The sequence below is a fragment of the Nostoc sp. genome (assembly GCF_036916985.1).
In the GTDB taxonomy this organism is placed as follows: domain Bacteria; phylum Cyanobacteriota; class Cyanobacteriia; order Cyanobacteriales; family Nostocaceae; genus Nostoc.
In genome coordinates, this window is sequence record NZ_JBALFD010000095.1 from 142,789 (window position 1) to 159,564 (window position 16,776).

Consider the following 16,776-nt stretch of genomic DNA (forward strand, 5'->3'; position numbering starts at 1 on the left):
GCAACAATGATGGTTTTTCGCTAGCTATGGTCAGAGAAAATTATCAATTTTACTATTCTTTAATTAGCAACCCAGAAAAACCACTCATTATTTTTCTGCACGGCTTCATGGGTAACATAGATGAATTTGATCAAGCCATAAAATTACTATCTAATGAATTTTCTTATTTAACCCTTGATCTCCCTGGACATGGTAAAACCCAGGTTTTTGGCGAGGAAGAATACTATACAATGCCAAATACCGCTCATGCTTTAATCAATTTATTGGATGAGTTAAAAATTGCCAAATGCTTTTTAGTTGGTTATTCAATGGGTGGAAGATTGGCTTTATACCTTGCCTTGCATTTTCCCGAACGTTTTCATAAAATTGTGTTAGAGTCAGCTTCCCCAGGTTTACTAACAGAAGCAGAACGATTAGAACGCATTAAGCTTGATAAGCAAATAGCGAAAAATTTAACAATAAGCCTTGAGAAAAGTGATCTTGCAGCTTTTTTATCAAATTGGTACAATCAGCCGATTTTTGGTTACATAAAAAATCATCCAGAATACGATCGCATGCTAGAAAGTCGGTTGCAGAACAATCCACAGGAATTAGCTAAATCACTACGCTTTATGGGTACTGGATGCCAACCTTCTTTATGGAAAAATCTAAAAAGTAATAAAATTCCCATGCTTTTACTAACTGGTGAATATGATAAAAAATTTATATCTATTAATATAGAAATGGCTAAAATATGTAAATTAGCCCAGATAAAAATAATTAGTAGTGCTGGACATAATATTCACTTTGAAAATCCCCTAGCCTTTGTGGAAAATATCAAAAGTTTTTTGTCCACATTAAGTTAAAATTGAATAAGAATTCAGAAGTCAGAATCAAGACGCAACTCGAAAATACTCGCTATCGTAGACTCGCTCATAGCGTTGCTATGCCGTTGGCGTTCGCGAATAGCGTGTCGCAGACAAGCCTCTCGTTCGCGTTAGCGTCTCCAAAGGAGAAGAGAAGGCTTTACGCTGCGCTATCCACCAGTTATACAGAATACCCAACTGAATTCTGACTCCTGAATTCTGTTTGATTACGATAATTTCACTGCTTCTTTACTGCTTTGCTAGAAGGAGTTGGTGATGGTGTCAAATTTGGGGGAGTTGGTTGCTTTGCTGCCGTTAATTCCTCTTGCAACATTTTCTGATAAACCTTAGGTAAAGAACTACTAACAGAATTAGTTTCTAAGCCATATCCCAGACTTGTCCAAGTGGGAGAGAGTCGCCGCAAAACATCATTTAACTTTCCCTGGCGCAACAGTTGAGAAATATCAACTCCCCAAACTTTAGAATCACTTAACCAACGGTAAATTACTACATCTTGATATTCCGCTTCAAAACTATAAGCAGTCCAAAACATCATCTGCATTGGTTTTGGGTGATAACGGGGGGCTAAACGATACCAAGTAACGTTAATAATTTGATATCTGCCAGCAGCGGTAGAACAATTACCTGTGTTGGGGCCTGTGACAATTGTGACGCATATCTCAGGATGTCGGCTGAGGTCGTTGACTTGCTGTCCACCGTATAACAGCGAATAGGGACGGTTCCCACTAGCCTCACTCGCCGAGATGGTTCGCATTAAGGCGCGGATATAGGGGTCGCCCTGTTTCATGACCAAAGGCGGCTGTTTATTTTCAAAGATGGGATCGGAAGGCGATCGCAAGTCTCCAATATACCATTGCAACAAATATACAAAGCCGAGAAGCGCGGCTATTGGGCCAATAAGTTTTTCAACACCTTTGAATTCAAAGCCTTTCAGAGTGTGACTCCTTCAAATTCGCTCTCTTTGCTAACAAAAATCATCGACGAACTCATTCTGACAAAGTTCACACCTGATTGTTAGTTATTATTCCCAATTTGCTCCTGCTTTTTAGGAATTAGTAAAAAAGAGCATAAATACTATTATATATGCGCGGCAATGAGGTGCATAAACGTGAGGCGATCGCTTGTCTGTTGTAAACGAGAGAGCGATCGCTTTAGGGAATGGAATCAAGGGATGGTCAATTTAGATAAGCTAATTGACAATTGCTTTTCTGTGAAGATGTGAGCCGATCATTTTGGGGAATAGAATCTTCTAAGATATCAACATTGTTGAAATAGCTCCTTAAAGCTTTTTGAGGCTGCTTCCGGTTTGGCAACAATTTCGACAATTTTATTACGTGCATCTGCTTCAAACAGTGCCTCAATAGCAACTTGGGCGACTTTCTGTCTGGGGATGCTACCATCAAACAGCGTATCTGCACTCTGCATTACGATCTGGTCGGAGTTATCTTCATTCTTCAACCCTCCAGGTCGCACAATTGTATAAGTAAGACCACTTTTCTGGATATACTCTTCGGCTTGTTTTTTCCACAACAAAATCAGCCAAAACAAGTTCAGTGGATGGAAAAGCTGAGAAGTACACAAAGAAGAAACTAAGACAAAATGCTCAATTCCCTTTGCTTTTGCAGCATCTACTAAATTTTTAGTCCCTTCAAAATCAACTTTATAGGGGCCAGTGGGGTCAAAGCTCGGTTTTGCCCCAGTAGCAACTAACAAAACTGTGCTATCTCCCAATGCAGCAGTTAAACTTTCTGGTTGTAACACGTCACCTACTACCAATTCGGCTTCAGGAGACAGAATACCCCTAGCTTTTTCTATATCCCGCACTAGAGCGATGACGGGAATGTTCCGGGCGATCAATTCTTGCACAATCCGGCGACCTGTTTCACCTGTTGCCCCTGCTACAAATGCTTTCATGAGAAATGCTATCCTGGGAAACTATTGTGTGCTTGTTCAGTTCTTTATTTTAGTAATTCTATGGAGTTGATGGTAGATTAATGAGGTTTCGGTCAAAATTGGATATGAATGCGAAATGACCCAGGAGTGTGGGGAATCATTAATATAGACCAACGCCAAAATATACAGTAATGCATTTATGCTTTCAAGACAAGGCGAATATAAATCCTGGGAAATAACAGAAGCAGTTTTACCTGTGGTGTCCACCCCAGAAGAAACCAAGGACACTTTAACAGAAACAAATGTAGCGACGCTCACAAAATTTTACGGTCGTTATCAAGATTGTATGGAAATGGCTGCCCCAGTCGAGAAGGTTGCTGAATATCTCAACGCCCACTCTTCATGGTTTTCGCGCTGTGCTGAACCCATGAAGGTACAATCACTTGGGGAAAATGGGTATGCTTTAGTGATTGGTCGTTTTGGTTCTTTTGGTTATGAAGTAGAACCAAAAATTGGTTTGGAATTACTGCCCCCTGAGGAGGGTATTTACCGCATCCGTACAATCCCTATTCCTAACTACCAACCGCCTGGTTATGACGTAGACTATCGGGCATCTCTACAGTTAAAAACCGATGTTTCTACTAGTATTGGTGAGGTTACAAGAGTTGAATGGGAATTAGATTTGATAGTTTATCTTCACTTTCCCCGGTTTATTCAGCGATTACCCAAGTCTATAGTTCAATCTACAGGCGATCGCCTACTTAATCAAATCGTCCGTCAAGTCTCCCGTCGTTTAACTCGCAAAGTTCAGCAAGATTTTCATAAATCTTTAGAAATACCCTTTGCTGCCAATTCCAAGCAAAAGCGGTGAAGGGAAGGGGGCAGGGAGCAGGGGGCAGGGAGCAGGAGTTATATCTCGTTCATCTCCATCACTCACTACTCAGCACTCACTCTCAGCACTCAGCACTCACTCTCAGCACTCACTAGCACTTTCAGGGCTTGAAACCATCTTGGCAGAGTTAATCTCAAGCAACTATGTGTGACTCCTGATATCATCATTCTGTAAATTATCTTTCATTCCTAAAGAACCCCAAAGAGTTAAAGAATAGCTTTAACTCCTTGGGGTTCGGTGTATTATATCAATACTACAATTACCAATTTTGTGCGATCGCCAACACTAAACCTTAATAAATCCTTATATTAATAAAAAGCTACTACCTTACTAACCAGTCTTAAACTTTTCCTTTATTTCTTGATTTATGTTTGTCAATACCTTCATCAGACGTCCAGTACTGACGACGGTCTGCACGTTCATCATTTTGCTGCTGGGAAGCATCTGTATTCCGATTCTTCCCATTTCTCAGCTACCAGACCTCGCTCCGGTGCAAATCACCGTTAGTTCTAACAATACTGGTGCAGATGCTCAAACAACAGAAAGTACTGTCACCAACATCATTGAGCGACAAATTAATGGTGTTAAAGATGTATCCTATATATCTTCTAATACGGGTAATGATGGTTCCAGCAATATAACTGTCTCCTTCCCGACTAATGTCAATAGCGATATTGCTCAAGTAAACGTTCAAAATAAAGAAGGGCTTGCTTCACCTCAATTGCCAAATGTTGTTCAACAAACAGGTGTCACCGTTGAAACAGCATCAAGCAGTCTCCTTCTGGTCTACGGGTTTTACTCAGAGAATAATGAGTATAACAACCTTTTTATCAGTAACTATGTCGATCTATATATTCTCGATCAGATCAAACGGCTTCCTGGTGTAGGAAAAGCCACGATTTTTGGAGAACGCAAATATGCCATGCGTCTCTGGCTTGATCCCAATAAGCTTGCCCAACATCAACTAACTCCTCAAGATGTGACAGCCGCCCTGCAAGAACAAAATATTCAGGTGGGTGCAGGGGCAATTGGTAAGGAACCAGCACCAGATAATCAAAGTTTTGAATTTGCTTTACGGGCAACCAGTCGATTTAAAGATGCGGCTGAATTTGAGGATATGGTACTGAAGGTAAGTCAAAGTGGCACTAATGGCACTACTAATAACACCACTAATAGTACTAATAGTACCAGCACTCCTAATAGCACCCTAGTTAAGGTCAGAGATGTCGGTCGAGTTGAACTGGGAGCAGAGAGCTATCTTGCTGATGCCAAATTCACCATCCCAGGAAATACTCCCAAGCCAGCCGTAGGTTTGGGTATATATCAACTTCCCGGTAGTAATGCCCTAAAAGTTGCCCATGCTGTTGAAAACCAGATCAAAATACTAGAGAAGAGTTTTCCACCTGGACTAAAAGGACAGGTGGCATTTGATACTACTCCATTTGTAGAGATTTCTTTAGAAGAAGTTCTACAAACTCTGGTTGAAGCGATTATCCTGGTGGTCTTGGTAATTTTTGTCTTTTTGCAAGACTGGCGTACCACGATCATTCCCACTGTGGCGATCCCCGTTTCCCTCGTTGGGACGTGTGCGGCTCTGTTAGTTTTAGGATTTCAGATTAATACACTGACCTTATTTGGTTTCGTCCTCGCGATCGGTCTCGTTGTGGATGATGCGATTATTGTGGTGGAGGCAGTTGCAGTCAAACTGGAGCAGGGCTTGAAGCCCTTGGAAGCTGCGATGGAAGCCATGAAAGAGTTGACTGGGGCAGTCATTGCCACTTCACTTGTACTCATGGCAGTATTCATTCCAGTTACATTTATTCCGGGCACAACTGGGATTGTCTACAAACAATTTGGGTTAACCGTTGCTTGCTCTATTGCCATTTCGACCTTCAATGCTTTAACTTTCTCTCCAAGTATGGCAGCCATCCTCATGCGCCCGGCTCAGACTCCACGCGGCCCTTTGGGATGGTTTTTTACGCTGTTTAATCGGGGCTTTAGTTGGTTTACGCGCCGCTATATCGGGTTTGTGAGCTACCTTACCCATATCAAGCCAATTGTAATTGGGGTTTTTATCACTGGTTTACTAGCAACAGTTTTGATGTACAAAGCAGTGCCGACTGGATTTATTCCAGAGGAAGATCAGGGTTACTTCTTTGTAGTTGTCCAGGGGCCTGATGGGGTTTCTTTAAAATACACCGAATCTGTTATGGATCGGGTTGTCAAGGAAGTAACATCGCTTCCCGAAGTTCAAGCTAGTTTTATGATCAGTGGTTTTGGTTTCGATGGCAATGCTTCTAATTTAGGCATTGCCTTTGCTAACCTGAAACCCTGGAAAGAGAGACCTAAAGAATCTGAGTCTGTCTATGGAATACTTCAGAGGATGAACAAAAAGCTCTCTACAATTACAGATGCTAGAGCGATCGCTGTGAATGCTCCGCCAGTTAGAGGGTTAAGTAGTACGGGTGGTTTTGAGTTTATCATTCAAGATAAAACCGGAAGTGCGCCAATTCAAACTCTGCTTGATACTGCTCAAAAGTTCATTGGGGCAGCAAATAAAAACCCTGCTTTACAACGAGTCTTCACTCAGTTCACCGCAGATACTCCCCAATTTGACATCCAAGTGAACCGCAACCAAGCCAAAGCTCTCAATGTCGAACTCAACGCCATTTTTGGGGCACTGCAAAGTTATTTGGGGTCGCAATATGTGAATGACTTTGTGCAGGGACAGCGACAGTATCGAGTCTATGTCCAAGCAGATGGGATTTTCCGCTCTAATCCAGAGGATATTGGCAAGCTCTATGTTCGCTCTGCAAGTGGGGCGATGATTCCGTTAAGCAATCTGGTGAAAATTACTCCCTTTGTGGGGCCGAAAACCATTTCCCATTATAACTTGTACAGGTCAATCAAAGTCCAGGGTTCTCCTGCTCCCGGTGCTAGTTCTGGACAGGCGATTCAAGCAATGGAGAAACTAGCAGCAGAGGTCTTACCTCAAGGGTTTGGTTATGAGTGGACAGGGACTTATCTCCAGGAAAAGACATCTGGGGGATCTACTGGCTTGATTTTCGCCTTCGCCTTCGTTATTGTCTTTCTGGTGCTAGCGGCTCAGTATGAAAGCTACGTTGACCCGATCATTATTTTGCTGACAGTTCCTTTGGCAGTCTTGGGAGCGATGACAGCGATTTGGTTACGTTCCAATATTTTCATGGCAGGTAGCCTCTTCCCGAAAGTTGTGGATGATATCTATTGCCAGGTAGGTCTGGTGACTTTGATTGGTCTAGCTGCCAAGAACGCGATTTTAGTCGTGGAATTTGCCAATCAACTGCATGAGCAGGGCATGAGCTACACACGAGCGGCAGTGAAAGCGGGGGAAGAACGTCTGCGACCGATTTTAATGACTTCCTTTGCAGCACTGTTAGGATTTTTGCCCTTGGTGATCTCTCAGGGAGCTGGAGCCAGCAGCCGTTGGTCTTTAGGAACAGCACTCTTTGGGGGGCTGATGCTTTCGACGTTCTTGAGTTTGTTCTTAGTGCCAATTCTGTATATTTTGGTTAAGAGCTTGGCTCAGGCTATATTTTCTCGGAAGCGATCGGGAGGCTCAAACCCTCCAGGTTCTCCAAATGGAGCTTCGGGATCAAGACATGAAGCTCTACCCGCAAGCTCAAGTCAAACAGAGGCACAACTTAGGTCTCAGCAAGATGGGATAACCTAACTTTTGCTTTTAAGTCAAGTCTCTCTAGCAAAATGACTAGTTTTGACCAAAGAGGCAGGGAGCAGGGGAGAAAAATTCACTCATTTCCCCTGCTATCTGGGTTTCAAGCCCTGAAAGTGCTAGTGAGTGCTGAGTAGTGAGTGCTGAGAGTGAGTGCTGAGAGTGAGTGCTGAGTGCTGAGTGCTGAGAGTGAGTGCTGAGAGTAAGTGCTGAGTAGTGAGTGCTGAGTAGTGAGTGATGGAGATGAAGGAGAAATAACTCCTGCCCCCTGCCCCCTGCCCCCCGCCCCCTGCACCTTTTCCTCTTGCTGACACCAATGGATTTTGTGCATAGAAGGCTTGTATCCATAAGATCCTCTAACTCTGATACCATTTTCTGTAATTTCCTGCTTGCTAAAAGAATTAGTCGAATAGAATTAAGTACTGAGATAAGGAAGAGTGAAATGGGACTTAGCGACGGACTTTTGAATCCGACCAAAAAGGCTATGGTCATAGAGGACTGTTGCAACATGATTGAAGGACAGCTTGCATCTAAGTCAGGTATGAGCGGCATCGCTTTGAAAACTGCCTTTGCTGCTTTGAAGGGGATTAAACCAGGGTACATCCCCTATGTAGTTGAGCAGATATTGCCGCAATGCTTCACAGCACTTGATCCTATCTGGAGTAAAGGTATAGAGAAAGGCGACCCAATTGAATATCTGAGTGTGAATCGCTCTGATACGGCAGACGCGCTACTGAGTGTCACCGATGCGAGAGTCAAGAGCGCAAAGCGCCCAATAGTGCGAGGAACCTATGAAAAACTTCGCGGTTCAGCCAAAAGACACGTAGAAGAAGCAGTGCCAGATTTAGCCAATGTAATCAATAATTACACTAAGGTCTGAGCAAGAGAAGTAGAGACGCGATTAATCGCGTCTTTTAGAAACGTGGCAAGCGTAGAAGCTTCTTCCGCTTGTCTTCAAACATCGCCTCAAAACTTCACCAACCCTAAATCGCGTTCCGCCCGTTGGATGGTTCCTTTTTTAACTGTTCTCTGAAATTGATTAAGTCTTTCTGAGTAATGTATGATATTGCACAGCTTCATTAATTAATCGACTGCGATCGCATACCATCTTCTCTAGATAATCACCTTTATTTATTACTCAATCAATTAGTTCTGCCTAATTTTCTGCGTTGTCTGGCATGGCAATTGTATTGTAAATATCTCAAGTTTGTATAGTTGTGGTAGAAGTGCGATCGCTTACCCTTTTAGTATTTAAGCATTTGTACCCAGAATAGAAGAGTCATAGTGCTGTAGCAAATCTTCTGGATCGTTGTAAATTGCGATCGCTCCCGACAGTTGTTCATCGCTAAAGCCACCGCAGCGCAAACCAATCACAGCTACCCCTGCTTTGCCGGCAGACTCAATATCGTAGGGCGAATCTCCTAGCATCACTACTTTATCCGGTGTCATTTGCCCTTTGTTCAAGGCTGCTTCTACAATGTCAGGAGCAGGTTTAGATGCTTCAGCATCATCGGATGTAGTTATTTCCGTTAGCAAATCATCTACTTGGGCAATTTTGAGCATGATATCGAGTTCTTGAGAACTGGCTGAACTAGCGACAACCAGATGCAATCCCGATTCTTGCATCTTTAATATTAATTTTCTGCTCCCATTGGCAGCAGTAATTTGTGGTATATATTTATCAAGTAATAGTTCTTTGCGTAGTTGAGCGATCGCTTTGCCAGTTCCTTCTTCACCATTTAATTCTGGCACTACTTTGGGAATCAGTTGATCTCCACCCATGCCCATAAGTGGTCGAACTGTTTCAAATGGCACTTCTAAGTCATAAGCTGCAAATGCCTCTACCCAGGAATTTGCATGAACATCATTGCTTAAAACCAGTGTTCCATCAATATCTAAAATCACCCCTTCTAATGCCATGAAAAACCTCTGCTGACGTTTTGTTTCATAGCTGATGATGGCATGGCAAATAGTTTACTTCATCATCCCATGAGAGGAGAAGGGGGTTAGAGAAAAAAGAGATGGCGATCACCTGAGATAATTTTAGTAGGTGCGTAGACGCATTCGCAAAGCGTCTCCAAGAGTTGAGGCTTGTCGCTAGACATCGCCTCAAAGCTTCACTAAACCAAGGCTGATTTGAATTGCTCGATCTACCTGTGCGATCGTTTCTGGGTGCAGAATTCCCAAACGTTTAATCAGCCTTTGCTTGTCAATTGAGCGAATCTGATTGACAAGTACAACCGAATCATCCTCTAAACCGCCTTCTGGTACTTTAATCAGCACTTCAGTGGGATACAAAGGTTCTGCAAACTTTGAGGTGATGGCAGCTACAACTGTGATTGGACTATGTTCGTTAGAAACATCATTTTGCAAGATTAAAGCTGGGCGTGTTTTTTTTATCTCTGCACCAATAGTTGGATCGAAATTGACTAAGTATACTTCACCACGTTTGGGGTAATTTACTTTTCGTTTCTGTGCCACAATTCTTCTTCCAAGTCAAACCACTCTTCTACTAAACCCAAATCACGTTCTGCGCGTTGGATGGCTCCCTCTTTTAACTGTTCTCTAAGATTGGCTAAGGTTTTCTGAGCAATATAATATTGCACAGCTTCGTTGATGAATCTACTGCGATCGCCTTTTTCAATAACTCGATCGATTAGTTCAATTGTCTCATCTGGCAAGGTGATGTTAATCCGGCGATGCATAATTTTCTGCTCTGTTTTGCCTATCAGCTTTATTATACACATCTAAGGTGTGTATATTTGTGTTAAAAGAGCGTAGTTTAACGTGAGTTCGACAAGTCTTATTTGACCTCTCCCCCAGCCCCTCTCCGTGTCGGAGAGGGGAGCAAAAAGCTTAATTTTTCGTTGCTCCTCCCTTTCCGTTTCGGAGAGGGAGGTTGGGAGGGAGAGGTTCATCGAACTCACGTTAGTTTATAGTCGTAGGCATCGCCTGAGATAATTCTAGAAAGTGCGTAGACGCATTCGCAAAGCGTCAGTCTGTGACAGGCTGCGCGAACGTAGAGAAGCGGCTTGTCGCAAGACATCGCTTGGATCTTACTTGATATCGTCGCAGAGATGGCGATCGCTCTCACTCACATTCGGGTTATTCTTCAGATAATCATGTAACCAATCACAACCACGCCCCAGTAAGCTATCTAGATTATTGAGATGATTTAGCTCATCCAAATTCCAGAGAATTATAGCCCCATCAGCACTGCCCAAGGCTAGAGTCTTGCCATCGGCTGAGAAAGTCGCGCTTAATAAGTAATCGTTATGCCCAGTCAAAGTAGTGATTAAATTACCATCGCGTGTCCAGAGTTTTACAGTCTTGTCATCACTAGCTGTGGCAATCATATTACCGTTGGGTGAAAAAGTCACACTATTAACCTCATCAGTATGCCCTTTAAGCCCTTCCAGCTTTTTGTACCAGCGAAACTTGCCCTTATCGTCCTGCTTCCAAAGTATCACCGTCTTATCATTACTGCTCGTGGCAATCATGTCACCACTAGGTGAGAAGCTAACGCTCAAAACCCAACTTTTATGCCCGTTTTCCCCTGCGAGAGTTTCATATTTATAAAACTCTCCTTTATTGTCCTGCTTCCAAAGTTTTACCGTGTTGTCATCACTAGCTGAAGCAAGCATCTGACTGTCTGACGACCAAGCTACAGCCCTTACCCAGTCATCATGCTTGTCGAGAATCTGACGCTTGATACTATCTGGCCGCAATATTATTACTTTGTTATCCCTGCTACCCAAAGCAATAAACTTACCGTTGGGCGAGAAATTCAAGTCGTATATCTTATCGCTGTTCTGAAAAAGGGTTCTGAGGAATTTACCATCGCTCTTCCAGAGTTTCACTGTATTATTATCACTAGCGGTAGCAATTGTCTTACGATCAGGTGAGAAACTAACGTTATCGCTATGCCCGTCAAGAGTTTTGTCCAAAGTACCATCGCGCCTCCAGAGTTTCACTGTCTTGTCACGGCTGGCTGAGGCAATTATTTTGTCATCAGGTGAGAAATGTACCTGATTAACTCTATCACCATGAGCGTTTAGGATACTTACCACACCACTACCAAACTGAATCTTCATCGTGCTGTCAACGCTAGCAGAAGCAGGAATTTTAGCGTTGCGTGAGCAGCTGATACTACCAACTTGCCAAAGTTTCATTGTACTGTCAGCACTGGCAGAAACTAGAGTCTTACAGTCAGGTGAGAATCTGACAGCATAAATCCCATTGGTATGCCCTGATAAAGTTGTGAGTAAAGTACCATCAGGCTTCCAAAGCTTTACAGTCTTGTCATCACTAGCTGTGGCAATCATCTTACCGTCGGGTGAGAAAGCCACACTATTGATTCCATCTTTATGTGCTTTAAAATCTGTTAATAAAGTGCCGTCTCGGTTCCAGATTTTTACTCTGTTGTCGTCACCAGTAGCAGCAGCACCACCAGCAGCAGCAGTAATTGTCTGGCTATCGGTTGACCAAGCTAGATCCCAAACAAAGTCCTGATTGCGTTTTAGAGTGTGAAGAAGCTTACCATTAGATGTCCAGAGTTTCACAGTTTTGTCCCGACCACCAGTAGCAATCATCTTACCGTCTGGTGAGAAAGCGACACTATTAACTCCATCTTTATGGGCTGCTAGGGTTTTGAATAAAGTACCGTCTGGCTTCCAAAGTTTGAGTGTGCCGTCCCGACTTCCTGTGGCAATTGTCTGGCCATCATGCGAGAAATCGATCCCATAAACTCCCTTGCTGTGTGTGTTGATTTCTCTTATTGGAGTGCCGTCCCGCTTCCAAAATTTGATGATGCCCTGGAAATCACCTGAGACAATTGTCTGATCGTTAGGTGAAAAACTTACACTGAGGACTTTATCTTTATGTCCCTTGAGCGTATTTTGCTCTCTACCGTCCTGATTCCAGAGTTTTATAGTGTTGTCATAACTAGCTGAGGCCATCAACTTTCCATCATGGGAGAAAGTCACACTCCAGATCAGATCCCGGTGTCCTTCTAAGCGATCGCGCTCTACTATCCAGTAAACTGACTGTTGTAGTGCCCCTAGAACTTGGTTGCGAAGTTGACTATTGCTTTGTGCAAAAGGCAATTTTTTCAGTAATATTCCAGCACGGATGCCTTCTTTGAGCGCATCAAATGTCTGGTGTGAGGTAAAAAGTGCTTCGGAAGTTTTACTAATGGCTATTATTCGGTTTTTTTCTGATTGTTTTCTTTGATACTCTGCTTGGAACCCAAATATCACTGATACGGTTGCCAAGAGGGTCATCATAGCACTTCCCGCGATCGCCAAGTTTCGTTGGCGTTTTAAAAAAATATTTAGTTTTTCTTCAGCCTGTTGTCGTTTTTGTTTCTCCTTTTTCCGTTCTTCTAATTCTCTTGCTTGTTGTGACTGCCGGATAAAAGATACTAGATAGTCATGAACCAATTGATACAGGTTAGCAGGGTCTTCAGGAATATTTAACACCAGCCCAGAACCCACTAAAATCTCTAAGACTAGATTTAGTTGTTCTTTTTCTAAGACAATATCTGCTGTTTTTAAATCTTCCGCTAAATTATCGGCAGTTTTTAAGGGACGAGTGCCTTTGTCATCTGTTAGTAAATATAAAACTACTCTGGCACAGAGTTCGTTTTCATCACCACAGTCTTTAATAACTTCTTCTAAAAATCGCTCGACCAGTTTTTCTTTTGTTCCCGAATGATGATATTGATCTAAAGTTGTAATTTTATCTGTTTGGAGTTGCGCGCCGACGATTTGTAACTCAATCGGGCGTACTTCGCCCAGTTCGTCTGCTAAATCTTCTACCAATTGATCAATCAACGCAGGCTCTAAGTAAAAATTGGTTTTCTCGGTCAGACTTTGCACAACAGCTTTAGCATCTACTGAAGAGAAATTTCCCAAATAATAGCGAATATTCTTATCTAAAATATTGTTATTAATTGCTGTAAAATTAAACAGGCGATCGCACTCCAATAAATAATGTAAATAATCTTCTCTCAAACAAAGAATAACCTTCACAAAAGGAATATCTAAGCAGAGGCGCAAGAACTTATAAAATGGCTGTCTTTTACTTTTATCTGCATAAACAAAGAAGAATTCTTCAAACTGGTCGAAAATTAAAACTGTTAACAGATTACGTTCGACATTTTTTCGCAAATTTTCACAGATGAATTCTATCGAATTACTATATCTATCATTATCTGCGAAACACTTTGCCAATATACCTGTCCAATCTGTATAAACTCGCATGACAATAGGTAATACATCACGAGCATCAATTGGTTGAAGTTGCAGCGTAGGTACTAATCCTCCATTCAAAATTGAACTTTTACCTGTTCCTGACTGACCATGAAATACAGTCAACTTATGGTCATTGCGACTCATTCTTTTCATCAGTCGGTTGACATCTTGCTGTCGACTGGAAACAGCAATTTCTTGAGCAACCTTTACGAGCTTTTCTAATTGCACTATTGCTGGGTTAATTACCTCATACTGAGGAATTAAATAAGCTGCTCCGATGAAAGCACGAAACCCATATTGATGTTCAATTTTAATTTTCTCTTGTTTAATCTGAAAAGCTGCAAGATATTGACATTGTTGATAATAAATAGCTTGCAAATTCTTCAATATCTGAATGTAAAGCTCTGGATCGTATTGAGGTTTAGTTTCTCTTCTTGCAGCTTCTAGGCTAGCTAAAGCATCTTGCACTTTATTAAGCTGCTGTCGCGCTCTGGCTAGTGCGAATAAATACCAGCCTTGATGATAATAACGCACCAATTCTAAATTAGCGTTGGGTTGGGTCGATTGGTTCTTAGCTACAATAGCAAGCGCTTTTTCTGCGGCTTGTTTGGCTTTATTCCAAGCAGACTTAGCAAGTGCTACTTCAGCAATAAATCCATAAGCTCTTGCTTCTCTGAACCAATCAGGATAAATTTGATATAGAGTTAAAGCTTTTTGAGCAACTTTTTCTAATTCATCCCACTGCTGGAGCGTTTGCAGTACTTCTCCCAAAGTGTTAACAAACTTTGCTACCAAGTCGGGACGATGTGCCCGCTCAAAGACTTCCAGACATTTATGATAATAATCTTTAGCGCGTAAGCAAGCGGCTTCTTGTTCTGCTAAATGCTGGATGGCGTAGGTACGCCACCATAACCCTAAATTGTGCAGGACGCATCCTTCCTGCTCTAGGTTAAAACTCTGCTGTGAAAGTGCGAGACTGCGTTCATAATGCTGTCGTGACAGTTCCATCGAAACCGCATCTCGACCCAGGACAAATTCTAAACTGGCTTCTAATTCTGCGTCTAACTTCACACCCCGTTTTTGGAGTTCAGCTTGTGCTAACTCAAGTTCTACACGGTGCGGCGAACCGATTCCCAGATTGAGTGCAGAATTATCGAGAAATTTCCCTGCACCAGCATCTAAAACTTTGGCGAAAACTTCCTCAGATGTTTGCTTGACAAATTGAACTAAATTAGTGGTAGCGATCGCAAAATGAATTATTGTTGCCCAATTCTCGAAATCTGTCGCTAATCTGATTAGTTTTTGCAAAACTTGGTCATTAACTAATAACAGCACAGGGAACGGGAAATTTTTTCTAAATTCCTCCCGTACTTGGTTAGTTGAAGTTAGAACTGTATCAATATCTTTAACAGATTCCAAACCAAAAACCATTAATGCTGGTGGCTGTTCATCTCCCAGTTTTTCACCTATAGACGTGTAAAGAGTTTTGACTGACACAGGTAAAGTGATTTCACGGATTTTAACAGTAGATAGTTGATGTAGGCGTTGTACTATATCCTGACGGAAAACTGCATAGTTACATCGAACCAAAATCAGCGAAAATTCTCCCTGAGAAAGGCTAATTGCTCGCACCAGAGTTTGCAATGAACGTTCATTTTCAGTAGCTAAATTTTCTGTCTCGTGCTGATTACTCATAACCCGAATTCCCTAGCTTCTGCCAAAATCGGATTGATATCAAACCAAGAACCATTCTCATCGCGGTATTCAAATACAAACATACTGCGAAGCAAAAGTTCGTATCTTTCATGACCTCTCAAGCTTTTCTGCTGCGCCACTTCACGCAGTACTTCCCATTCATCAGCAGTAATTGCTAAAGTTAGCTCATTGCAGCGTTGTTTAATCACCCTATTTACACACTCTTTCGACAGGGGTGGGTCTTCTTGCTGAAGACAGCGAAATAATAACATCAGCAAATTTCGCAAATGACCACCGCTAACTAAGCACAGCCTTTCTAAAGTATCAGGACTATCAAAAACTTCAGTAATTAAATGCTGGCTTTGTTCCCAACTCACACCAGGAAAAGCCCTGGCCATAATCATTTGTTGTAGTAGTGTAATTCCCTGTGAAAATTCCGAACCATTTAGCCGTACAGGAACCATCGGTAAAACTTTAGGGTCTACTCCAAAGCGATTTGTTAACCTGCCTAAAGCATTGGAAAAAATCAACACTAGGGGAATGGTATAAACAACGTGACAATTTAGTTGGTTTAACTGTTCACCTCGTTCCACAAAGAGATATTCTGGTTGGTAATAACCAGAAGGCTTAAAAGAATTATCAACTCGGTCGAGATTATCGACAATTACCACCAGTCCTTTTTTACCTTGCTGCTCCAGTTTTTCCCTAGCAGGCTTGAGCAATTCTTTGTTAATTGATTCTAAAATGCCATTGGTGCGCGGTTCTAAATATTGTCGCAGTTGGCCACGAAGTTTGGGACTATCTTTAGTTTTGGCAGTAATTTTGGCAATACCTACAGATAACTCTCCCCCAAGTTCTATCGGCGTTTGCAAAAATTCAGCAAGTTCAGTAAACAGAGTTTGAAAGTATCCAGGCTTGAGATTAATTTTTATTGCTTCCAGACTTTGACTCACCTCACGAGCTACTGCTAATAAAATATCTGTAACATCAATATCAGCCATATCCAAGCTTTGGCTAGACTCAAAATAAACCACATGAAATCCCTGCTGTTCTAACTCTGCTTTTAGCCGTAGTAACTCAGTGGATTTGCCGCAACCGATATGTCCTGTAAATAATTGACAAGTAGCTTGTTCCGGTGCAAGGCGGGTGATAGTTCGTCCTAATTCCTCAATAATCTTGGCACCACGCACTTTAGAGAAATCAATATAATATTGTCTATCTTCCGGTTTGCTCACAACCAGAGTTTTGCTGGGGTTGCAAGCCTGAAAAAATCTAACTAAATCTAGTTTCATCACAAATCACCCGAAATCAGCCTGATGCTTTTGCCCATTTCAGTGATTATACAGACGATAAAGCTGCTATTTCGGAAAAAACTTCTTTAGATTGACTGATTAAAATATCTAACTTTTCTTGTGGGGTGGGTGTCTCACCCGCCTACAAGTAAGGGCGGACAAGATGTCCACC

The 16,776-nt window shown here is 42.1% G+C and carries 12 protein-coding genes; 4 read left to right on the top strand and 8 right to left on the bottom strand.

Features of this window, described 5'->3' with window-relative positions; translation table 11 throughout:
• Positions 1 to 26 precede the first annotated feature (26 nt).
• Positions 27 to 845 carry a 2-succinyl-6-hydroxy-2,4-cyclohexadiene-1-carboxylate synthase gene (menH, locus tag V7L07_RS30820; protein WP_335063205.1) on the top strand — a complete coding sequence of 273 codons (819 nt, stop codon included), beginning with the start codon at positions 27 to 29 and terminating at the stop codon, positions 843 to 845.
• Between the two features lie 238 nt (positions 846 to 1,083).
• Here menH and V7L07_RS30825 read toward each other — a convergent pair whose 3' ends face one another.
• The gene (locus tag V7L07_RS30825; protein ID WP_335063171.1) at positions 1,084 to 1,725 is read right to left on the bottom strand and encodes a glycoside hydrolase family 24 protein; all 642 of its coding nucleotides are present in this window, start codon (positions 1,723 to 1,725) and stop codon (positions 1,084 to 1,086) included.
• Positions 1,726 to 2,123: 398 nt separating this feature from the next.
• Positions 2,124 to 2,780, bottom strand: a complete 657-nt coding sequence (locus V7L07_RS30830; protein ID WP_335063173.1) for an NAD(P)H-binding protein — start codon at positions 2,778 to 2,780, stop codon at positions 2,124 to 2,126.
• Positions 2,781 to 2,958: 178 nt separating this feature from the next.
• Here V7L07_RS30830 and V7L07_RS30835 point away from each other — a divergent pair, with 178 nt between their 5' ends.
• Positions 2,959 to 3,630 (top strand): DUF1997 domain-containing protein, encoded by a 672-nt coding sequence (locus V7L07_RS30835; protein WP_335063174.1) that lies wholly within the window; start codon positions 2,959 to 2,961, stop codon positions 3,628 to 3,630.
• Between the two features lie 388 nt (positions 3,631 to 4,018).
• Positions 4,019 to 7,363, top strand: coding sequence for an efflux RND transporter permease subunit (locus V7L07_RS30840; protein ID WP_335063176.1), 3,345 nt, complete (start codon positions 4,019 to 4,021; stop codon positions 7,361 to 7,363).
• 103 nt (positions 7,364 to 7,466) lie between these two features.
• Here V7L07_RS30840 and V7L07_RS30845 read toward each other — a convergent pair whose 3' ends face one another.
• Positions 7,467 to 7,694 (bottom strand): hypothetical protein, encoded by a 228-nt coding sequence (locus V7L07_RS30845; protein WP_335063178.1) that lies wholly within the window; start codon positions 7,692 to 7,694, stop codon positions 7,467 to 7,469.
• Positions 7,695 to 7,805: 111 nt separating this feature from the next.
• Between V7L07_RS30845 and V7L07_RS30850 the strand changes: the two genes are divergently transcribed.
• Complete coding sequence (locus V7L07_RS30850) at positions 7,806 to 8,243, top strand: DUF6918 family protein (RefSeq protein WP_335063179.1); 438 nt, start codon at positions 7,806 to 7,808, stop codon at positions 8,241 to 8,243.
• Positions 8,244 to 8,614: 371 nt separating this feature from the next.
• Here V7L07_RS30850 and V7L07_RS30855 read toward each other — a convergent pair whose 3' ends face one another.
• The 5 genes from V7L07_RS30855 to V7L07_RS30875 all read right to left on the bottom strand — a co-directional run bounded on the left by V7L07_RS30855 (position 8,615) and on the right by V7L07_RS30875 (position 16,604).
• Positions 8,615 to 9,283, bottom strand: a complete 669-nt coding sequence (locus V7L07_RS30855) for an HAD family hydrolase (protein WP_335063181.1) — start codon at positions 9,281 to 9,283, stop codon at positions 8,615 to 8,617.
• Positions 9,284 to 9,472: 189 nt separating this feature from the next.
• Positions 9,473 to 9,844 (bottom strand): type II toxin-antitoxin system PemK/MazF family toxin, encoded by a 372-nt coding sequence (locus tag V7L07_RS30860; RefSeq protein WP_335063183.1) that lies wholly within the window; start codon positions 9,842 to 9,844, stop codon positions 9,473 to 9,475.
• Positions 9,823 to 10,068 (bottom strand): ribbon-helix-helix domain-containing protein, encoded by a 246-nt coding sequence (locus tag V7L07_RS30865; RefSeq protein WP_335063184.1) that lies wholly within the window; start codon positions 10,066 to 10,068, stop codon positions 9,823 to 9,825. Before V7L07_RS30865 ends, V7L07_RS30860 begins: the two co-directional genes overlap by 22 nt.
• Before the next feature lie 351 nt (positions 10,069 to 10,419).
• Positions 10,420 to 15,312, bottom strand: coding sequence for an nSTAND1 domain-containing NTPase (locus V7L07_RS30870; RefSeq protein WP_335063185.1), 4,893 nt, complete (start codon positions 15,310 to 15,312; stop codon positions 10,420 to 10,422).
• Complete coding sequence (locus tag V7L07_RS30875; RefSeq protein WP_335063187.1) at positions 15,309 to 16,604, bottom strand: P-loop NTPase fold protein; 1,296 nt, start codon at positions 16,602 to 16,604, stop codon at positions 15,309 to 15,311. The genes V7L07_RS30870 and V7L07_RS30875 overlap by 4 nt, the downstream gene beginning before the upstream one ends.
• Positions 16,605 to 16,776: the final 172 nt, after the last annotated feature.